This is a genomic window from Stenotrophomonas sp., from assembly GCF_032099025.1.
Classification (GTDB): Bacteria; Pseudomonadota; Gammaproteobacteria; order Xanthomonadales; family Xanthomonadaceae; genus Stenotrophomonas.
In genome coordinates, this window is record NZ_DAMCID010000043.1 from 1 (window position 1) to 19348 (window position 19348).

The window sequence follows — 19348 nt, forward strand, 5'->3', positions numbered from 1 at the left end:
CTCGGCTTGCGGTTCGCGATGGAAAAGCGGATGTCACGGTGCCAACGCCGGTGGGGCGAGTGCGGGGCCGGCATGCCCTTGTGGCGAAGTAAAGGAGGAGGGGGCGGCCGAAGGGCCGACGCCGGGGGACATTCGCAGACAAGGGTATGGCGGCCCCGCGCTCGCTCCACCGGCAGCCGCGTCTGATTCAGCGCACGCCCCACCGGCAGCCGCGTCTCCTTCACCCCACGTCAGCCGCCACGAACCCACCGGTCTGGCGCGCCCACAGCCGTGCGTACAGGCCACCTGCCGCGACCAGTTCGGCGTGCGTGCCGGTTTCCACGATGCGGCCCTGGTCCATCACCACCAGCCGGTCCATACGCGCGATGGTGGACAGACGGTGCGCGATCGCGATGACGGTCTTGCCTGCCATCAGCTCGTCCAGGTTGTCCTGGATCGCCGCCTCCACTTCCGAATCCAGTGCCGAGGTTGCCTCGTCCAGCACCAGGATCGGCGCGTCCTTCAACAGCACGCGTGCGATGGCGATGCGCTGGCGCTGGCCGCCGGACAGCTTTACCCCGCGCTCGCCTACATGCGCGTCATAGCCCTGCCGCCCTTCGCTGTCGCGCAGCGTCTCGATGAAGGCCGCCGCACGCGCCTTGGACACCGCCGCCTGCAGCTGCGCTTCGGTAGCATCAGGCCGCCCGTACAGCAGGTTGTCGCGGATCGACCGGTGCAGCAGCGAAGTGTCCTGCGTGACCACCCCGATCTGCCGGCGCAGGCTTTCCTGCGTGACCGCCGCGATGTCCTGGCCGTCGATGCGGATGTGCCCGCTTTCCAGGTCGTACAGGCGCAGCAGCACGTTCACCAGCGTCGACTTGCCCGCACCCGACGGCCCCACCAGGCCGATCTTCTCGCCCGGCTTCACCGCCAGGTCCAGCCCGGCGATCACCCCACCCTGCTTGCCGTAATGGAAATGGATGTCGTCGAAGCGCACCCCGCCCTCGCGCACCACCAGCGGCACCGCATCAGCGCGATCCTGCACGCTCAGCGGCTGCGAGATGGTGGTGATGCCGTCCTGCACCGTGCCGATGTCCTCGAAGATGCCGTTGATGGTCCACATGATCCAGCCGGACATGTTGTGGATGCGGATCACCAACCCGGTCGCCAGCGTGATCGCGCCCACGCTGATGTTGCCGTGGCTCCACAACCACAGCGCCAGCCCGCAGGTGCCGGCGATCAGGAAGCCGTTCACCACGGCGATGGTCAGGTCCATGCTGGTGGTGATCCGGGTCTGCCGACGGTGCTTGACCGCCAGTTCCTCGATCGCCTCGGCTACATAGGCCTGCTCCCGGCCACCATGGGCGAACAGCTTCAGCGTGGGAATGTTGGTGTAGCCGTCCACGATGCGGCCCATCGCCTTCGAGCGCGCCTCGGACGCGATCCAGGCCCGTTCCTTCGCGCGCGGCACGAAGTACCACATGATCACCACGTACGCGGCCAACCACAGCAGCAGCGGAATCATCAGCCGCCAGTCGGCCTGCGCGAACAGGTACAGCGCGGTACCGGTGTAGACCACGATGTACCACAGCGAATCGACCATCTGCACCGCCGACTCGCGCAGCGACGTGCCGGTCTGCATGACCCGGTTGGCCATGCTGCCCGCGAAGTCGTTCTGGAAGAACGACAGGCTCTGGCGGACCACGTAGTTGTGCATCTGCCAGCGCGAGCGGTTGCTCAGCCCCGGCACGATGGCCTGGTTCACCAGCAGGTTGTGCAGGCCGACCAGCACCGGCCGCGCGATCAGTGTGATGGCCGCCATCCACAGCAGCGTATCGGCGTGCCGGGCGAAGAAGCTGGCGTCCGGCTGCTCGCTCACCATGTCCACGATGCGGCCGAGGAAATCGAACATCGCCACTTCCACCAGCGCCAGCAGCAGCCCGGCGATCAGCGTGGCCAGCAGCACCGGCCATACCGGGCGCAGGTAGTGGAGGTAGAACGGCACCACGCGACGCGGCGGCATGCGCGCGTCGATGGGCGGGAATACCGGAATCAGCGCCTCGAACCAGCGGAACATCCTGTCACCTGAAACAACCATCAAGGTGCCAAGTATCCCACGGCCGACGTAAACGCGGCCGCAAGGCGCCGGCGCTTGGCCGGCGCCCGCCCGTTATTTGAGCGGCGTCAGCAGCAGGTCCTGGAAATCGAAGCTGAAGTCGGTCAGCGACGACACCGCCTGCATGCGCACGTCGCGCACCTTGCCGTCCGGGTCCAGGCTGAAGGTGACGAATGCATCGGCATTGAGTGAGCGGTCGTCCCAGCGCACGATGAAGGTGTCGTGCTGCCAGTGTTCCATCGTGCCGACCAGCTGTGCGGTCTTGCCGAAGCGCAGGCGCAATGTGCCGTTGCGCTGCTCAACAAACACATCGCCGTACCAGGCGTCGCGATAGCGTCCCGCGTAACCGGCCGGCGGCAGCGACGGCGTCGACGTGCCATCGCGGGCGGCCTGGTGCGCGGCCCAGCCTTCGTCGGCCTTGTCCTGCGCCTTGGCAACCGCGGCGGCATACGCAGCCACCCAGTCGGTCGCCGGGGCACCCAGGTAGGCGTCCAGCACGTCCATGGTGATCGCGCTGAAGGCGGCCCCGACTTCCTGGTTGGTCAGCACCACGATCCCCAGTTTGTGCTCCGGTACCAGCGTGACGCGCGAGACCATGCCCGGCCAGCCGCCGGTGTGCCACACCAGTTTCTGGCCGCGGTAATCGCTCAGGCTCCAGCCCTCGCCGTAGCCGGCGAAGTTGGGCCGCGCGGCGGCCAGCGCCGGCACGCTCGGTTCGGGCACCACCTGCGGGGTGATCATCTGCCACATCGCCTGCTGCGACTTCGGGCTGAACAGCGGCGTGCCGTTGTCCAGCTTGCCCTGGGCCAGCTGCACGTTCATCCAGCGCGCCATGTCGTGCACGCTGGAATAGATGCCACCGGCGCCCGCGTTGTTGGACCAGGTCAGTGGGGCGACGGTACGCAGCGTGCTGAAATCGTACTTGGCATGGCCGACAGCGGCCTTGTCACCGGGCTGCAGGTGGTCGGCGTTGAACCGGGTACCGCCCATGCCCACCGGGGTGAAGATGTGCTGCTGCAGGAAGTCCGCATAGGACTGGCCCGAGACCTTCTCAATCACCTGCTGTGCCACCGCGTACAGGATGTTGTCGTAGGCGTAGCGGTCGCGGAAACCCGCTTTCAGCGGCACCTTGCCCAGCCGCTGCACCACCTCGGCGTTGCTGTAGCCGGTGGTCGGCCAGAACAACAGGTCGCCGGCGCCCAGGCTCAGCCCGCTGCGATGCGAGAGCAGGTCGCGGATCCGCATTTCGCCGGTCACGTACGGATCGGACATGCGGAACGACGGCAGGTGGTCGATCACCCGGTCGTCCATCTTCAGTTTGCCCTGCTCGGCCAGCAGGTTCAGCGAGGTGGCCGTGAACGCCTTCGTGTTGGAGGCGATCGCAAACAGGGTGTCGGCCTCGACCTTCGCCGGCTTGCCCAGCTCACGCACCCCGTAGCCACGCTCGAACACCACCTGCCCGTCCTTGACCACGGCCACGGCAATGCCGGGAACATCGAACTGGCTGCGCACACGTTCAACGGTGGCATCCAGCCGCTGCAGCTCGGTCGGCACGGCCGCCGACGCCAGGGGTGCGCACGCCAGCAGCACAAGGCCTCCGATCCAGGATGTCTTCAAACAGTGTCTCCGGTTGCATGTTGCAGGGGCGTCGAGGCCACGAGACCCCACGCCGGGTTTCGCGCGATGGTAACGCGGCCGGTCGCAGGCTCGCCTGTGCCAGAAGCCGCCCACCCCGGATTACCCTTATGACCGCGCCCGACATCGGCTCCACCATCATTCCCTGCCTCCGCTACCGTAATGCCCGGGCCGCCATTGCCTGGCTGGAACGCGCGTTTGGCTTCCACGCACAGGCGGTGTATGCCGACGGCGACACCGTCTTCCACGCCCAGCTGGTCTACGGCCACGGCATGATCATGCTCGGCTCGGTCGACAATGGCGGCGACTGGGGCAAGCTGGTGGTGCAACCGGAGGACGTGGACGGCCGCGAAACCCAGAGCGCCTGCGTGATCGTGACCGATCCCGATGCCCATTACGCGCGTGCCGTCGCCGCCGGTGCCGAACTGGTCATCGACATCGCCGACCAGGAATACGGCGGCCGTGGCTATGCATGCCGCGACCTGGAGGGCCACCTGTGGTGGTTTGGCAGCTACAACCCGTGGCACGCCGAGGCCGGCACTCCATGAGCGGTGCCCCCGGGCCGATCCGCACCGGCATCGGCGGGTGGGTGTTCCCGGCATGGCGCGGCGGCACGTTCTATCCGGCCGGCCTGCCGCAGCGCGAGGAGCTGGCGCATGCCAGCCGGCAGCTGGGCTGCATCGAGATCAACAGCACCTTCTACCGCGCACAGAAGCCGGCGGTGTATGCGCAGTGGCGGGAGCAGACCCCGGAAGGCTTCCGCTTCTCCGCCAAGGCCCCGCGCACCATCACCCAGACCCACGACCTGGCCACCGCCGGTGCCCGCGCCGACGGCTTCATCCAGGGCATTGCCGCGCTGGAAGACCGGCTGGGCCCGCTGGTCTGGCAGTTCGGCGAAACGCACCCGGCCGGTGCACAGGAGTTCGACCGTTTCCTCGATGCCCTGCCCCGACAGGCAGGGGGTCGGCCGCTGCAGCATGCGCTGGAAGTGCGCAATGCGGCGGCGTGGACACCGGAGCTGGTCGCTATGGCACGTACGCACGGCGCGGCGCTGGTGTTCAGTGGCTCCGGCGATTACCCCAGCTTCGCCGACCCGACGGCAGACTTCGTCTATGCGCGGCTGATGCAGTCGCGTGCGAACCTGCGCGCCGGCTATCCCGAGCGCACCCTGACGCAATGGTGCCTGCGCGCGATGCGCTGGGCGCGCGGCGAGGACAACCCGGACCTGCCGCACGTGGCCACCGATGCCCAACCCAGCGCGCCACGCGAGGTGTACATGCTGTTCATCGGTGCGGCCAAGCATCGCAATCCGGGCGCGGCCGTGGCGTTGCGGAAGCAGCTTGAACAGGTGGGAGCGTAGCGCCACGCCCTGCGTGGCTGCCACGCAGCATTCAAGATTTTCCGCCAGGAACAGCCACGCAGGGCGTGGCTCTACGGCACAATATGCGGATGCCGATGACCGACACCCGCAAAGCCCTGCTGCAGATCCACTTCTGCGTGCTGTTGTGGGGCATCACCGCCATTCTAGGCAAGCGCATCTCCCTGCCCGCGCTGCCGCTGGTGTGGTGGCGCATGCTGCTGGTGGTGGCCATGCTGGCCCTGCTGCCACGCGTATGGCGTGGACTGCGCCAGCTGTCCCCGGCCCTGTTCGCCGGCTACTGCGGGGTGGGCGCACTGGTCGCGCTGCACTGGCTGACCTTCTACGGCGCGGTGAAACTGGCCAACGCCTCCGTGGCCGCCACCTGCATCGCGCTGGCCCCGGTGTTCACCGCCGTGATCGAACCGTGGGTGGCCAAACGCCCCTTCCAGCTGCGCGAACTGGCCTTCGGCATTGCCGTGCTGCCCGGCGTGGGCATGGTGATCGGCGGCGTCCCCGACGGGATGCGCGTGGGCGTGCTGATCGGCGCGGTGTCGGCGCTGCTGGTGGCGATGTTCGGCTCGCTCAACAAGCGCCTGGTCAGCCACGCCGACCCGCTGACGGTCACCGCCGTGGAGCTGGGTGCCGGCACCGTGACCCTGACCCTGCTCGCCCCGCTGCTGCCCTTCCTGCTGCCGGCGCTGGCCAGCCCGCTGTGGGTGGTGCCGGACCTGCGCGACAGTCTGCTGCTGTTCGCCCTGGCCGGCGTGTGCACGCTGCTGCCCTTCGCGCTGGCGCTGGTCGCGCTGCGCCACCTCAGCGCCTACACCGTGCAGCTGGTGACCAACCTGGAACCGGTCTACGCGATCCTGCTGGCGATGGTGCTGCTCAGCGAACAGCATGAACTGACCCCGCTGTTCTACGGCGGCGTGGCGATCATCGTGGGCGCAGTGTTCCTGCACCCGCTGCTGAACAAGCGCAAGCCGGTGCAGCACCCCGAAATCCTGGGCACGTCCGAGGCGCGCAACATCGTCGATTGATCAGCGTTCGGGCCAGTACCACGCCGGGGCATCCAGCAGCCCCTGTCCCACCAGTGTGGTCCGGCTCAGCTGTTTTTCCAGCGCGATGGCATTGCACAGCGACGATTCGCGCAACGCCGCCACCAGCCGGGTCGCATGCGACACCACCCACAGCTGACTGCGCGCCGTTGCGGCAATGATCAGCCGGCCCAATGCCGGCAGCAGGTCCGGGTGCAGGCTGGTCTCCGGTTCGTTGAGCACCATCAGCGGCGGCGGACGCGGCGTATGCAGCGCCGCGATCAGCAGCAGATAGCGCAGCGTGCCATCAGACAGCTCGGCCGCCGCCAACGGGCGCAACAGACCCGGCTGGTGAAACTTCAGATGCAGCCGCCCTTCGCTGCCATCGATCTGCACCTGCGCACCGGGAAACGCATCGTCCACCGCGTCTGCCAACCCCTGCGCATCCCCGATCTCCACGATGGTCTGCCATGCCGCCGCGAGGTCGCGCCCATCGTGGGCCAGCACCGGCGTGCGCGTGGCCAACGGTGCCTGCCGCGCGGGCGCATCGGCGTCCGTGCGGAAATGATCATAGAACCGCCATGCCCGGATCGCTTCGCGCAGCGTCAGCACTTCCGGCATCCGCTGCGGGTCGGCCAGCTGCGAGAACACACTGTCGAACACCGACAGATGCTCGTCCACCACCTCCCACTGCCGGCCTTGGCGGCGCCGCACCAACGGCCCGCGACGCTGGACCAGCACGTTGCTGCTGCGCAGGAACGGACCGGCCCACACGCTCTCGCATTTGATCTGCGGGTCCAGCGCGAACGCTGACAGGCTCGGCGCGGGATACCCCAGATCGATCGCGTAACCGAAGTCATCGGCCGCAAAGCCCAGCCGCAACGCCACCGGCGGGCTGCGCGCAGCGCCCTGCACCGGCACCTCCCCCTGCAGCATGGCCCGGCTGGTCTCCGCAGGACCCGCCCACAGCGCCGACCCCAACCCACCCTCGCGCGCCAGCCCTGCCGCCACCCCGCCCTGCGCCGTATCGGCCAGCAACCGCAGCGCGCGATACAGACTCGACTTGCCACTGCCGTTGTCGCCAGTCACCAGATTCAACCGCCCCATCGGCACGACCAGGTCGTGCAGCGAGCGGTAACGGGAAATAGCCAACGTCTGGAGCATGGGCGAGGGCCAAACAGGAAAAAGGGCATGCAGGATGCCGAGCACAAGTCGCAGGTACTGCGACGGTTCTGTACTCGGTCGAAGACGACACTTTTGACCTGGCCCCTTCCGTGGCCACCAGCCCTCTGTCGAGGGTCGACCGGGGCGGGTTTGCGGGGGAATCGGCGCCATGGATGGCGACCGCTTAGCCCCCAAGGATGGGTTTACGGCGACCCCGCAAACGCGCACCGGGCGGCCCAACGCAGGCCATGTATCAACCCTCGGCTGTGCGCCCAAATGCGTGAAGCAGCCGGGCAGGGCCCGGCTCTACGGGATAGGTTGCGATAGCCTAAGAAGCCACCTCCACCCGGTTTCGGCCATTGCCCTTGGCCCGATACAACGCCGCATCCGCACGCGCCAGGGTCTGCTCGACCGTGTCACCGGCATGGTGCGCCGCCACCCCGATGCTCACGGTCACCGGGAAGCCCAGCGGAAGATCGGCGATGGCCATGCGCAGGAAATCGCACTGCAGCTCCGCAGTACGCAGTTCCGTGTCCGGCATCAGCACCACGAACTCCTCGCCGCCGTAGCGGGCCGCCAGACCACGTCCCGAGAACTGCGCGCGCAGCAGCGTGCCTATTTCCGCCAGCACCCGGTCGCCGGTCGCGTGGCCGTTGAAATCGTTGATGTGCTTGAAGTGATCTACATCGACCAGCGCCACCGCCGTCTGCCGTGGCTGCCCGTCCGCGTCCTGTACCGACGCCTCCAGTGCCACCGACATCGCCCGCCGGTTCGGCAGCCCCGTCAGCACATCCGTCCGGCTCTGCTCGGCCAGGTCCGCGTTCTGCGCCAGCAGCACCTCGTGGTACTCGCTGAGCAGCGTCTCGTAATCGTCGCGCTCCACCATGTGGTTCTGGATGTCCAGCGCGAAGCGGCGCAGCTCCATCACCAGCATCACCTGGCGCGACAGCGCCGCCAGCGCCTCGGTCTGCTGCGCATCCAGCTGGTGCGGCTGCGGATCGAACACGCACAGCGTCCCCAGCGGCATCCCGTCGTTGCTGATCAACGGCGCCCCCGCATAGAACCGTACCTTCGGATCACCCGTCACGATCGGATTGTCGTGGAAGCGCGGATCAACACGCGCATCTTCGATCACCATCACCTGCGCGGGCTGCAGGATCGCGTGCCCGCACATCGAATCCGAACGCGGCAACTCCTGCGCCACCGTGCCCTGGATCGACTTGAACCACTGCCGTTCCGCATCGATCAGCGTCACCGCCGCCATCGAGGTTCCACACACCGCCTTCGCGATGGTGACCAGATCCTCGAAGGATTTTTCCTTCTCCGAATCAAGAATGCGGTAACGGTACAGCGCCGCCAGGCGCACCGCTTCATTGACGGGCTTTTCGGGCTTGATCATGGAGCAGCGACATTCCGGGACCTGGCGCCAGTCTAGCCCGACCGACGCCGTCCATCATGACCGCCCCGCCCCGCCTTACCAGTCCTGCTGCTTCGGCAGCAGCCCCTGCAGCTCGGCATCGGTCAGGTTGCGCCACTGGCCCGGCTTCAGCGCACCGATCTTCACGTTGTCGATGCGCACCCGGCGCAGCTGCGTGACCCGGTAGCCGAAGGCCGCGGCCATCAGCCGGATCTGCCGGTTCAGGCCCTGCTGCAGGATGATGCGGAAGCCGAACTTGGCGATGCGCGCCGCCCGGCAGGGCAACGTGGTTTCATTGTGGATGTGCACCCCGCGCTGCATGCCGCGCAGGAACTCGTCGGTGACCGGCTTGTTGACCGCCACCAGGTATTCCTTCTGGTGCCCGTTCTCCGCGCGCAGGATCTGATTGACGATGTTGCCGTTGCTGGTCATCAGGATCAGCCCTTCGGAATCCTTGTCCAGGCGGCCGACCGGGAAGATGCGCTGCTCGTGGCCCACGAACTCCACGATGTTGCCCTTCACCGCCGTTTCGGTGGTGCAGGTGATGCCTACCGGCTTGTTCAGCACGATGTAGACGTGGCGGCGGCCGCCCGCCTTCTTCGCCTCGCGGGCGCGCAGCGGCTGGCCGTCGACCAGCACCATGTCGCCCTCGCCGACCACCGCGCCGGTGCCGGCGGCCTGGCCGTTGACGGTGACGCGGCGTTCGCCGATCAGGCGATCGGCCTCGCGGCGGGAACAGAAGCCGGTTTCGGCGATGAACTTGTTGAGTCGGGTTGTCATCGGGCCATTATCCGGCAAAACCCGCTGCGGCGTGGCGTCACACCGCCAGCGGAGTGTCTGCCCGCAGCGGCTGCTCCGCATCGCACACCTGGTTGCGCCCGGCGCGCTTGGCCCGGTACATGGCGTGGTCGGCGCGGCGCAGCAGCCCGGCCAGGTCGTCCCGGCCCGGCCGCAGCACGGCCAGCCCGATACTGGCCGTCACCGCCAACCCTGCGATGCCCAGCGCCGCGCTCACCGACGCCACCTGCTGGCGCACGTTCTCCAGCCGGGCCAACGCGGCGGCATGGCCCGCGCCAGGCAGCAGCACCAGGAACTCCTCCCCGCCCATGCGGATCACGTCGTCCTGGCTGCGCACCGCCCCGCGCAGCGCCCGCGCCACCGCGACCAGCACCTGGTCGCCGGTTTCGTGGCCGAACTGGTCGTTGATGTCCTTGAACAGATCGATGTCCAGGAACCCGATCGCCAGCGGCTGCTGTTCCTGCGCGGCGCGGTCCATATGGCGGGCCAGCAGGCCCAGTCCCGCGCGGCGGTTCGGCAGCCCGGTCAGTGCGTCGGTCTCGGCCAGCTGGCGCATTGCATCGCGCTGCTGGCGCAGCCGCCCCAGCCGCAGGTTCAGCGCATAGGCCGACATCATCAGGAACCAGGTGGCCGACAGCTGCAGCACCTCGATCCGGTAGGCGGTCAACCATCGCGCATCGAGCGCGTCGGCGATGATCATGATCCACCACGGCGCGAGCGCCAGCAGGCCGGCCAGCGCGTAGCCGTCGCGCCGCGACAGCGCCCACAGGCCCACGCCCAGGCAGACCACGCAGCCCAGCACGTACACGTACTCCAGCGCCGCCGCCACCACGGCCAGTGCGGACAGCCCCATCCAGGGCACGCACAGTCCCACGGCGACCAGGCCCCACAGCACGGCCTGCTGGCCCATGCGCGAGCCGGGCCAGAGCCGGTCGCCGCCATTGAGCCGCCACAGGATGGGCAGCAGCATCGCCAGCGCGAATGCGCTGAGCGCCACCAGCCACCACGACGCGCGGTCGTGCACCGGCAGCCAGGGCTCCGGGTACCCGCTCAGGCCGCCCAGCACCGCCTGCCACAGGACGAACACCAGGCAGACGGCGACATAGATCAGGAACGAGCGGTCCTTGGCAGTCACGTAGCCCATCAGCGCGGACAACCCCAGCGCGATCACCACCGCGATGCAGGCCGCGCGCACCAGCAGCCGCGCCGTGTCGTTCTGCTGGACCGGGCTGGGCGCGCCCAGGCGCACCGTGGGAATCCAGCCGGGCTTGAGCGGGGTGGCCCAGGACACCACGATCGGCTCGCGCTCGCCGGCCTTGGGCACCACCACCATGCCGACCCCGGCGCGGAAGCGCGAATCACGGGTGCGCGCGTCATGCATGTTGCCGCAGATCCGGCGGTCACCGTGGCTGATACGCACCTCACCGGTCAGCACCCCGAACACGTCCACCGCCTGCGGCGCGCCGGACCAGCCTTCGGCCGGGGCCGCAACGGCAAGCACCTGCTGGTGGCGCGCCAGCGCGTCGGCAGGACAGGCGCGCTGCGGCGCCTGCTCATCCGTCGCCGCGCCGAGCAGCAGCACATCGCGGTCCACCTGGGCGGTGCCGGCCAGCGCCATGCCGGGCAACAGCAGGCACAACAGCCAGGCCAGCCACCGCGTAGCGCCCGTCATCCCGCGTGACCTGCCGTGCCTGAGCCTCACACCACCGTCCTGTCGTCGTGCGTCGCCACGCCTGCCGCGTGCCGTCCCCTGCTGGCGATTATCGCAGCATTGCCGGCCGGCGGCCGCCCCCGCCGGTCAGCGCGCATGCGATGACGCATCCCTCCACAAGGCCGGCTGGGTCATCTTCTCCAGCGCCATGGGCCGCTCGATCGCGAAGCCCTGCAGGCCGTCCACCCCCAGCACCTCCAGCTGCGCGGCGACCTCGCGGGATTCCACCCACTCGGCGATCACCGTCATGTGCAGCTCGCGGCCGATCTCGGTGATCGCCCGTACGGTGGCGCGGCTGACCGGGTCGATGTCCATGTCACGCACGAACACCCCATCGATCTTCAGCATGTCGGCGGGCAGCTGGCGCAGGTAGCCGAAGGCGGACAGCCCTGCCCCGAAGTCGTCCAGCGCCACCCGGCAGCCACGCGCCTTGACCCCTTCAACGAAGCTGCGCGCCTGGTCCAGGTTGCTGATCGCCGCGGTTTCGGTGATCTCGAAGCACAGCTTGCGGGCCAGACCGCGGTTGCGCTCCAGCAGGTCGCAGACGTAGGCCAGGAAGCTGGGTTCGGCGATCGACTGCGCCGAGACGTTGACGTTGCACAGGCCGAGACGCTGCACGTGCGCCGGACAGACCTGCAGGTGGCGGAACAACAATCCAAGTACGTGCCGGTCCAGCGCCATGCCCATGCCATAGCGCTCCACGGCCGGCATGAAGTCACCGGGCGTCTGCAGCCGACCGTCGCGGTCGCGCATGCGCACCAGCACCTCGTAGTGCAGGAATGCCGGATCGCCCACCTGTTCGATCCGCTGCGCGTACAGCAGCATGCGGTTCTCGGCAATGGCGCTGGACACATGGGCCAGCCGCTCAGCCTCCAGCAGCCGCTCCTCCAGCGCCATGCGGTTCTCGTTGAAGCAGTGGACGCGGTTGCGCCCCGCCTGCTTTGCCGCGTAGCAGGCGCTGTCGGCCGCACTCATCAACCAGTTGACGTCGGCCACCTCGGCGGTGATTTCCACCACGCCGATGCTGCAGCTGACCCGCGGCATCCCGTCGTCACGCTGGAACCCGGCCTGCCCCAGCGAGCGCACGATCCGCTGCAGGACCTGCGTGGCTTCTTCCTGGCGGGCCCCGGCGAGAAACAGCGCGAATTCATCCCCCCCCATCCGCCCGACCCAGTCACCCTCGCGCACCGCACCGACCAGGTAATCCGCAAAGCCGCGCAGCAACTGATCGCCGGCGGCATGGCCCAGGCCGTCGTTGACCAGCTTGAAATAGTCCAGATCCAGGTAGCACAGACTGTGCGTGCCACCACGGCTGCGTACGTCCAGCAGGGCCCGCTCCAGCAGGCGCTCTATTTCGCGGCGGTTGACCAGGCCGGTGAGCGGATCGTGGCTGGCATGGTGCTCGACCTCGCGCGCCAACGCGTGGTTCTGCGAGACATCTTCGATGATGGCGAACACTGTCGGCGCGCGACCGGGGCTGCGCACCAGCGTGCCGCTCCAGCGCCCCCACAGCAGGCCACCATCGGCGCGCAGGAAGCGCAGCTCACCCGGACGCAGCTGGCGCACCCAATCGATCTCGCCGGCCTGGTCCAGTACCAGCTCGCCTTCCATCAGCAGCGCCGGCAGTTCCATGCTGAGCAGCGCCTCACGGCGGTACCCCAGGATGTCCGCGATGGCCTGGTTGGCTTCCACCACCCCGCCGGCGTGGTCCAGCTTGAGCATGCCCACGGTGGCCTGGTAGAACGCCGCACGGAACCGGCTTTCCTTGTCGATCAGGTCGTTGCGCACGCGCCGCGCCAGCAGCACGGCGACCAGCGTGATCAACAGCACCGACAGCCCGCCGACGATGAGCGTGGCGATGCGCACGATGGAGGCGGTGTTGAGCAGGGCCAGCGAGAACGCCTTGGCCTGTGCCTGCAGGCTCAGATCCAACGCCTGCAGCTGGACCAGCAACGCCTCGCGGACGGCGGGGGCCGGGTTGCCGGTGGCGTGCATCGCCTCGGCGGCGTCGGCCAGCTGCACCAGTTGGGTGAGGCCGCGGTCGGTCTGCCGCCACAGCTGCACGGCGTCGCGGAAGTACCCCACCTGGCCCAGGTAACGGAAGGAGGCGATCAGCCGGTGGATGTCGGCGGGCGCGTTGCCGCCCTGCGCGAAGCCGCGCCGCGCGCGTGCCACATCGATGTCGTCCTGCTCCAGCGCACGCCGCGCATCGCGGTCGCCCAGCGGCACTTCCAGCGCCTTGCGTGCCTCGGCCAGTGCCGACGGGTTGCCGGAGGCGATGTAACGCTCCAGCGCGAACGACGCATGCTGCTGGCTGCGCGACCAGTGGCTCTGCCCGACGATCCATGCCGTCGATGCGCCCTGCAGCTCCTGGATCAACGCCGACAGCGCGACCAGGCCGATGGCCATGCCGGTGAGCAGGACGAACCGCAGGGTCAGGCCCCGCGTCACGTACGGTACGGCGTTGCTGCCAACGTCCCTGCTGCCTCCCAGCATCGCGGATCCTCCGGTGCCATCTGTGGGTCGCGGCCCGTATGCCGCGTGCCGGCTCAGGCTAGGACGCCGCATGTTGAGATGGCGCGAAACCGGGGGGCCGCCGTCGCGGAGCGCCCAAACGACAACGCCAGCCCGAAGGCTGGCGTTGTCTGAACGATCCGGGCGGCAGCGCCGTCGGGTCGTTGGGTCAGCTGCGCGGACCGCGCGGCTTGAAGCCGTCACGACGCGGCGGACGGTCGTTGCCGCCCGGGCCGCTGCGCGGGCCACCCGGACCACCCGGGCCGCGCGGCTTGCCACCGAACTTCGGCTTGAACGCCGGACGCGGCGACGGGGTCAGGTCTTCACCCGGCTCCACCTTGCGCATCTGGAGCTGCTGGCCCGACACCCACACCTTCTTCAGGTGGGTGAGCAGGTCGGTCGGCATTTCGGCCGGCAGGTCCAGCACCGAGAAGTCGTCGTGGATGTCGATGCGGCCGATGAAGCGGCTCTCCAGCCCGGCTTCGTTGGCGATCGCGCCGACGATGTTGCCCGGCTTGACGCCATGCACGTGGCCCACTTCGATGCGGAAGGTTTCCATGCCCTGCTCCGGGGCACCGCGCGGGGCGATGTCACGGCGCGGGGCGCGTTCGAAACCACCGTCGGTGTTGCCGAAGTCGCCTTCTGGACGCGGCGGACGCGGGCCGCGGTCGTCTTCACGACGCGGGCCACGCTCGAAACGCGGTTCGAAACGGGCCGGACGTTCGCCACGGTCGTTGCTGCGCTCGTTGCGCGGATGCGGTGCACGTTCTTCACGCGCGCCGCGCACCGGCGGGGTCAGCAGGAACGGCGAATCACCCTGCAGCAGCTTGGCCAGCGCGGCGGCGATGTCGATCGCCGGCACGTTCTTCTCGCCTTCCAGCTTCTGCAGCAGGTCGCGGTAGAACTCGGTGCCACCGGCGTCGAGCACATCGCTGATGCGGCTCATGAACTTGGTGATGCGGGTGTCGTTGACCGCGTCCACGCTCGGCAGCTGCATTTCTTCGATCGGCTGGCGCGTGGCGCGCTCGATCGCACGCAGCATGCCCTTCTCGCGCGGGGTGGCGAACAGGATCGCGTCACCGGTGCGGCCGGCACGACCGGTACGGCCGATGCGGTGCACGTAGCTTTCGGTGTCGTACGGGATGTCGTAGTTCAGCACGTGGCTGATGCGTTCCACGTCCAGCCCACGGGCGGCCACGTCGGTGGCGACCAGGATGTCCAGCTTGCCTTCCTTCAGCATGCCGATGGTGCGCTCGCGCTGGGCCTGCTGCATGTCGCCGTTGATGGCGGCCGCGGCCAGGCCACGGGCCTGCAGCTTTTCGGCCAGCTCTTCGGTGGCGGCCTTGGTCCGTGCGAAGACGATCATCGCGTCGAAGGGTTCGACTTCCAGGATGCGGGTCAGCGCATCGAGCTTGTGCATGCCGCTCACCCACCAGTAACGCTGGCGGATGTTGGCCGAGGTGGTGGTCTTGCTGACGATGGTGACTTCAGCAGGATTCTTCAGGTAGGTCTGCGCGATGCGGCGGATCTGCGACGGCATGGTGGCCGAGAACAGGGCGACCTGGCGGGTCTCCGGCAGCTTCTTCAGGACCGCTTCGACGTCGTCGATGAAGCCCATGCGCAGCATTTCATCGGCTTCGTCGAGGACCAGGGTCTTCAGCTCGGACAGATCCAGGGTGCCGCGTTCCAGATGGTCGATCACGCGGCCCGGGGTACCCACGATCACGTGGACGCCACGGCGCAGGGCCGACAGCTGCTGGCCGTAGGGCTGGCCGCCGTAGACCGGCAGCACGCGGAAGCCCGGGATGCCGGACGAATAGGTCTGGAACGCCTCGGCGACCTGGATGGCCAGTTCGCGGGTCGGTGCCAGCACCAGCACCTGCGGCTTGGTCTGGTTGAAATCGAGGTTGGACAGCACCGGCAGCGCGAACGCGGCGGTCTTGCCGGTACCGGTCTGGGCCTGGCCGAGCACGTCGCGGCCTTCCAGCATCGCCGGGATGGTGGCGGCCTGGATCGGCGACGGCGTTTCGTAGCCGACAGTGGCCACGGCCTGCATCACAGCGTCAGACAGGCCGAGGTCTGCAAACAGCAGCGGCGTGGGGGATTCTTGGGACATGGGGAACTCCGAAGCACTGCCGTTTACAGGGCAGTGGGATAAAAAAGGGGATGGTCCGCGCTTTGGGCGCCCTTTCTTATCGCGTGCCCTGGCGCTGCTCGGTCGGAGGAGAATTCACTCGCTCAGGGCGCGATGATACCGCATCGTTCCTGAACAACGTGTACAGATTCCAGGATGGATGCCGTTCTTCCGCGCTCTGGCGCACAATACGCGCCCTCTCCCGGCCCGGTCCACCGTCCGCGCCCCTTCACAGGATACCCGCTCCATGCAGACCCTCGAATTTGAACTGGACCGTGACTACGTCGAGCTCAAGCAGCTGCTCAAGCTGGCCGACCTGGTCACCAGCGGCGGCGAGGCCAAGACTGTGATCGGCGACGGCCACGTCCTGGTCGACGGCGAGGTGGAACTGCGCAAGGCGTGCAAGATCCGCGCAGGCCAGCAGGTCCAGTTCGGCGACACCGTCATCAACGTCATCGCCGATTCCGACGCCCCGTGAGGGTGGGGCGTGACGACCACCGGTTGTCACCCACCCGAACGTGATGGCCTCGGCCGGTCACCGTTGGGTCAAATGGGCGGCGATCAGCTGCCGGAACGGGGCCACCCCGTGGGCCAGGCGCAGGCCGGCCCGGCGCAGCACGCGCGCCGGAAGCCGGTCATCGGTGTACAGGGTGGCAATCGCATTGGTCGCTTCATACAGGGGCCGTGACGCCAACCGGTGCCCGCGCTCGTACGCGGCCAGGCCGCCCGGCGCGGCGATGTCGCTTCCCCGCTCCGCCGCCCGGCGCAGCACCGCCGCCAGCCGGTCCTGGCTCTGCAGGCCCAGGTTGAAGCCGTGTGCGGTCACCGGGTGCATGCCCACCGCGGCATCGCCGATCAGCGCGCAGCGCTCGCCCACGAACGCATTGGCATACACCCCGACCAGCGGATAGGCGTTGGGGCGCGCCAGCGGCGTCATCGCCCCCAGGCGGTGTTCGAAGAAACCGCTGATGCTGCGGCCGAAGGCCGCCTCGTCCTGCGCCAGCAGCGCCTCGATCTGCCGCGGCGGCAGCGTGATCACCGCCGACGCCTGGTCACCATTGAGCGGCAGCAACGCCATCGTGCGGCCATAGCCGAACCACTCCCACGCCGTGTGCTGGTGCGGCACTTCGATCTGCATCCGGCACACCAGCATCGACTTGCCGAAGTCGCGCAGGCGCGCCCCGATGCCCAGCAGTCGCCGGGTCGAGGAGAAACGGCTGTCAGCCGCCACCACCAGCCGCGCGTGGAAGCGTTGCCCGTCCGCCAGCAGCACCTCGCTGTGCCGGGCGCCCGGCACGATGCCGCGCACGCTGGCCTGGTCGAGCACCTGCAGGCCGGCCTGGCCCTGCACGCTGTCCCAGGCGGCGCGGCGGATCAGGTGATTGGGCACCAGCCAGCCGAGGTCACCGCCCTCCCGGCCGCCCGAGGCGAAGGTCAGCGCGAATGGCGAACCGCCGTCCATCACCTTGGCATCGCGGAGCGCCGATATCTCGGCCGGATCGAGCCGTTCCCACACCCCGAGCCGTTCCAGTATCTGCCGGGACGCATGGGTGAGCGCGATCTCACGCCCGTCGAACGCGGCCTCGGCAAGCGCGGCGCGCGGCTGCTGCTCGATGATGACCACGCGCAGACCACTGCCGGCCAGCGCGCGGGCGAAACACAGCCCTGCAGGCCCCGCGCCGACCACCACCACATCCACCGACGTCACGCTGCCGTGCGGCGTGTCGTCTTCCCTCGTGCGCCCTTCCGGCATGGTCCGTTCCTGCGGTTGCTTGTCCACGCCCGAGCTTACGCCCGGCAGGCGCGGGCGTTCTTGATCTGGATCAGCCGCGTCGGCGACGGATCACGCCACGCCGTGCAGCAGCGTCCACACCAGCAGCACGATGCCCACGATCGACACCACCCAGACCAGGCTGCGGATGTAGGGAATGCCGGCGGCATACAGCGGCACGTAGACCAGCCGTGCCCAGAAATACAGCTGCACTGCCAGCGCCGTGGTGCTGTCCTGGCGCTGGGTCAGCACCACTGCCAACACGGCGGCGGCGAAGAACGGGAAGGTCTCCAGGAAGTTGGCCTGCGCCCGCTGCAGCCGTGCCGCCAGCGGTCCCGGCGGTGCTGCCACGCCATCACGCGCCGATGCGTTCCAGGCCAGCCCGCGTTCGCGGGTGACCGCGCCGGCCGCGATCATCACCTGCACCAGGCCCAGCACGATCGACCAGGCCAACATCTGGATCTCGATACCCATGGAACGTTCCTCGTCGGATCAGGGGGTGGCAGCACGCACGCTGTAACCGGCCAGGCGCCAGACCCGATCCTCGTCGAGACGGAACGAGACCAGCTCGCGCACCGGCTGCGCGCTGTTGGCGAAACGGGTGGGGAAACTGACGTTGATGTAGAGGCCTTCCGGCACGGTGGCGCCGGGGCCGTACTTGACCCGCGTCACCACCGGCTGGCCGCGCGAGGTGAGCGCGCCCAGGCGCTTGCGGTCATTGCCGAGCTGGCTGACGAAGGCCTGTTCGGTCACCGACTTGCGGGCCACGGCCGAGGCGCCCTTCCAGGCGTCGGCCGCGCGGTTGTTGTCCACCAGCTGGGCCACCTGCAGGCCGGCGGCCGTCATCTCCGCATCCTGCTTCTGCAGCTGCGCCTGCTGTGCCGGGCTCAACGCGGGGCGTGCCGGTGCAGCGGGTGCGTTCGGTGCAGGCCGCGCAGGTGCAGGCGCGGGCGTGGCCGGTGGCGGTGGCGTCTGCGCGAAGGCAACGGCAGGAAGCAGGAGCGACAGCAGCAGCGGAACACGCATCGGGACACCGTGGGCTGGAGTGGGACTGCGCTCCAGTCTACGTGACCCCCGTGAGCAGGCCGTCAGTTGCGTTCGGCGGCCTCGGGCGGCGGCTGGTCGGCGTCGCTGGCGGTGCGTTCGGCCAGGCCATCGCGAGGCGTTTCGGCGGCCGGTGGCAGCAGGGTGGAAACATCGATCTCCGACAGCGGGCTCTCGTCCGGGCAGGTCGCATCGGGGAAACCGAAGCGCTGCTTGAGCGCCTGTCCGCAGCGGGTCACCGCCTCCAGTTCGCTGCCATCGCGCTTGCACTCCTGGTCGAAGGCGATCAGGAAGGCGTCCTTGCGCCGCACGAAATCATCGCCGCACTTGCGCATCTGCTTGATGCGTTCCAGATCGTCCTGCACCGCGTTGGTGCCATCCAGCCCGAACTGGCGCAGTTCGTCGCTGGTCAGGAGGCGCAGGCTGCGGTTGGGAACGGTCATCATCAGGTCGGCCACGCCCACCGCCACGCCGTTGCGCTGCAGGTAGTCCTTGACGTTGTCGTAGACCTCGTGGAGTTCGCGGTTGAGTTCGGCGCGCGAGGTGGCCTTGGAACTGATCCGCATCATGCGATGGATGCCGACCTTGCCCGACACCAGTCGGTTGTCGCCGGCAGCCAGCACGAACACGCACGCGCTGTGGCAGATCGAGCCTTCGCGCACCCAGATGGT

The 19348-nt window shown here is 68.5% G+C and carries 15 protein-coding genes and 1 pseudogene; 4 read left to right on the top strand and 12 right to left on the bottom strand.

The annotated features are described in order from the left end of the window. Nucleotides 1–220 precede the first annotated feature (220 nt). Complete coding sequence (locus tag RT456_RS18620; RefSeq protein WP_313348818.1) at nucleotides 221–2056, bottom strand: ABC transporter ATP-binding protein; 1836 nt, start codon at nucleotides 2054–2056, stop codon at nucleotides 221–223. A gap of 93 nt (nucleotides 2057–2149) precedes the next feature. Beyond that, nucleotides 2150–3712, bottom strand: a complete 1563-nt coding sequence (locus tag RT456_RS18625; protein WP_313348819.1) for a serine hydrolase — start codon at nucleotides 3710–3712, stop codon at nucleotides 2150–2152. A 128-nt stretch (nucleotides 3713–3840) separates the two neighbouring features. On the opposite strand from RT456_RS18625, the gene RT456_RS18630 reads away from it, so the two are divergent. From RT456_RS18630 to RT456_RS18640, 3 genes are all read left to right on the top strand, one after another. Continuing rightward, a complete protein-coding gene (locus RT456_RS18630) occupies nucleotides 3841–4278 on the top strand; it encodes a VOC family protein (protein WP_313348821.1) in 438 nt (145 codons plus the stop codon). Continuing rightward, complete coding sequence (locus RT456_RS18635) at nucleotides 4275–5090, top strand: DUF72 domain-containing protein (protein ID WP_313348823.1); 816 nt, start codon at nucleotides 4275–4277, stop codon at nucleotides 5088–5090. The genes RT456_RS18630 and RT456_RS18635 overlap by 4 nt, the downstream gene beginning before the upstream one ends. Nucleotides 5091–5179: 89 nt before the next feature. After that, complete coding sequence (locus RT456_RS18640; RefSeq protein ID WP_313348825.1) at nucleotides 5180–6127, top strand: DMT family transporter; 948 nt, start codon at nucleotides 5180–5182, stop codon at nucleotides 6125–6127. Here RT456_RS18640 and RT456_RS18645 read toward each other — a convergent pair whose 3' ends face one another. From RT456_RS18645 to RT456_RS18670, 6 genes are all read right to left on the bottom strand, one after another. Next, entirely contained in the window at nucleotides 6128–7288 is a 1161-nt protein-coding gene (locus RT456_RS18645; RefSeq protein WP_313348827.1) for an AAA family ATPase, read from the bottom strand. Nucleotides 7289–7616: 328 nt separating this feature from the next. Beyond that, the gene (locus RT456_RS18650) at nucleotides 7617–8687 is read right to left on the bottom strand and encodes a sensor domain-containing diguanylate cyclase (RefSeq protein ID WP_313348829.1); all 1071 of its coding nucleotides are present in this window, start codon (nucleotides 8685–8687) and stop codon (nucleotides 7617–7619) included. 75 nt (nucleotides 8688–8762) lie between these two features. Beyond that, a complete protein-coding gene (locus RT456_RS18655) occupies nucleotides 8763–9485 on the bottom strand; it encodes a pseudouridine synthase (RefSeq protein WP_313348831.1) in 723 nt (240 codons plus the stop codon). Between the two features lie 37 nt (nucleotides 9486–9522). Then, entirely contained in the window at nucleotides 9523–11121 is a 1599-nt protein-coding gene (locus tag RT456_RS18660; protein WP_313348843.1) for a diguanylate cyclase, read from the bottom strand. A 180-nt stretch (nucleotides 11122–11301) separates the two neighbouring features. Further along, complete coding sequence (locus tag RT456_RS18665) at nucleotides 11302–13710, bottom strand: EAL domain-containing protein (protein ID WP_313348833.1); 2409 nt, start codon at nucleotides 13708–13710, stop codon at nucleotides 11302–11304. A gap of 187 nt (nucleotides 13711–13897) precedes the next feature. Beyond that, the gene (locus RT456_RS18670) at nucleotides 13898–15844 is read right to left on the bottom strand and encodes a DEAD/DEAH box helicase (RefSeq protein ID WP_313348835.1); all 1947 of its coding nucleotides are present in this window, start codon (nucleotides 15842–15844) and stop codon (nucleotides 13898–13900) included. A gap of 265 nt (nucleotides 15845–16109) precedes the next feature. Between RT456_RS18670 and RT456_RS18675 the strand changes: the two genes are divergently transcribed. Continuing rightward, the gene (locus tag RT456_RS18675; RefSeq protein ID WP_313348837.1) at nucleotides 16110–16340 is read left to right on the top strand and encodes an RNA-binding S4 domain-containing protein; all 231 of its coding nucleotides are present in this window, start codon (nucleotides 16110–16112) and stop codon (nucleotides 16338–16340) included. A 57-nt stretch (nucleotides 16341–16397) separates the two neighbouring features. Here the strand turns inward: RT456_RS18675 and ubiM are convergent, their stop codons facing one another. The 4 genes and pseudogenes from ubiM to RT456_RS18695 all read right to left on the bottom strand — a co-directional run. Next, the gene (gene ubiM, locus RT456_RS18680; protein ID WP_313348844.1) at nucleotides 16398–17570 is read right to left on the bottom strand and encodes a 5-demethoxyubiquinol-8 5-hydroxylase UbiM; all 1173 of its coding nucleotides are present in this window, start codon (nucleotides 17568–17570) and stop codon (nucleotides 16398–16400) included. 135 nt (nucleotides 17571–17705) lie between these two features. Further along, entirely contained in the window at nucleotides 17706–18107 is a 402-nt protein-coding gene (locus tag RT456_RS18685; protein ID WP_313348839.1) for an MAPEG family protein, read from the bottom strand. Between the two features lie 18 nt (nucleotides 18108–18125). Continuing rightward, nucleotides 18126–18659: a DUF4019 domain-containing protein gene (locus RT456_RS18690; RefSeq protein WP_313348841.1), complete on the bottom strand. Its 534-nt coding sequence runs from the start codon at nucleotides 18657–18659 to the stop codon at nucleotides 18126–18128. A gap of 62 nt (nucleotides 18660–18721) precedes the next feature. Beyond that, nucleotides 18722–19348, bottom strand: a pseudogene (locus tag RT456_RS18695) (hypothetical protein); the annotation flags it as partial.

What these genes read in the sequence shown, in the direction of transcription:
- RT456_RS18620 (WP_313348818.1), bottom strand. Translation starts at nt 2,056, where the DNA reads ATGTTCCGCTGGTTCGAGGCGCTGATTCCGGTATTCCCGCCCATCGAC.
- RT456_RS18650 (WP_313348829.1), bottom strand. Translation starts at nt 8,687, where the DNA reads ATGATCAAGCCCGAAAAGCCCGTCAATGAAGCGGTGCGCCTGGCGGCG.
- RT456_RS18685 (WP_313348839.1), bottom strand. Translation starts at nt 18,107, where the DNA reads ATGGGTATCGAGATCCAGATGTTGGCCTGGTCGATCGTGCTGGGCCTG.
- RT456_RS18635 (WP_313348823.1), top strand. Translation starts at nt 4,275, where the DNA reads ATGAGCGGTGCCCCCGGGCCGATCCGCACCGGCATCGGCGGGTGGGTG.
- RT456_RS18630 (WP_313348821.1), top strand. Translation starts at nt 3,841, where the DNA reads ATGACCGCGCCCGACATCGGCTCCACCATCATTCCCTGCCTCCGCTAC.
- RT456_RS18645 (WP_313348827.1), bottom strand. Translation starts at nt 7,288, where the DNA reads ATGCTCCAGACGTTGGCTATTTCCCGTTACCGCTCGCTGCACGACCTG.
- RT456_RS18675 (WP_313348837.1), top strand. Translation starts at nt 16,110, where the DNA reads ATGCAGACCCTCGAATTTGAACTGGACCGTGACTACGTCGAGCTCAAG.
- RT456_RS18690 (WP_313348841.1), bottom strand. Translation starts at nt 18,659, where the DNA reads ATGCGTGTTCCGCTGCTGCTGTCGCTCCTGCTTCCTGCCGTTGCCTTC.
- RT456_RS18640 (WP_313348825.1), top strand. Translation starts at nt 5,180, where the DNA reads ATGCCGATGACCGACACCCGCAAAGCCCTGCTGCAGATCCACTTCTGC.
- RT456_RS18655 (WP_313348831.1), bottom strand. Translation starts at nt 9,485, where the DNA reads ATGACAACCCGACTCAACAAGTTCATCGCCGAAACCGGCTTCTGTTCC.
- RT456_RS18670 (WP_313348835.1), bottom strand. Translation starts at nt 15,844, where the DNA reads ATGTCCCAAGAATCCCCCACGCCGCTGCTGTTTGCAGACCTCGGCCTG.
- RT456_RS18665 (WP_313348833.1), bottom strand. Translation starts at nt 13,710, where the DNA reads ATGCTGGGAGGCAGCAGGGACGTTGGCAGCAACGCCGTACCGTACGTG.
- RT456_RS18660 (WP_313348843.1), bottom strand. Translation starts at nt 11,121, where the DNA reads ATGGCGCTGGCCGGCACCGCCCAGGTGGACCGCGATGTGCTGCTGCTC.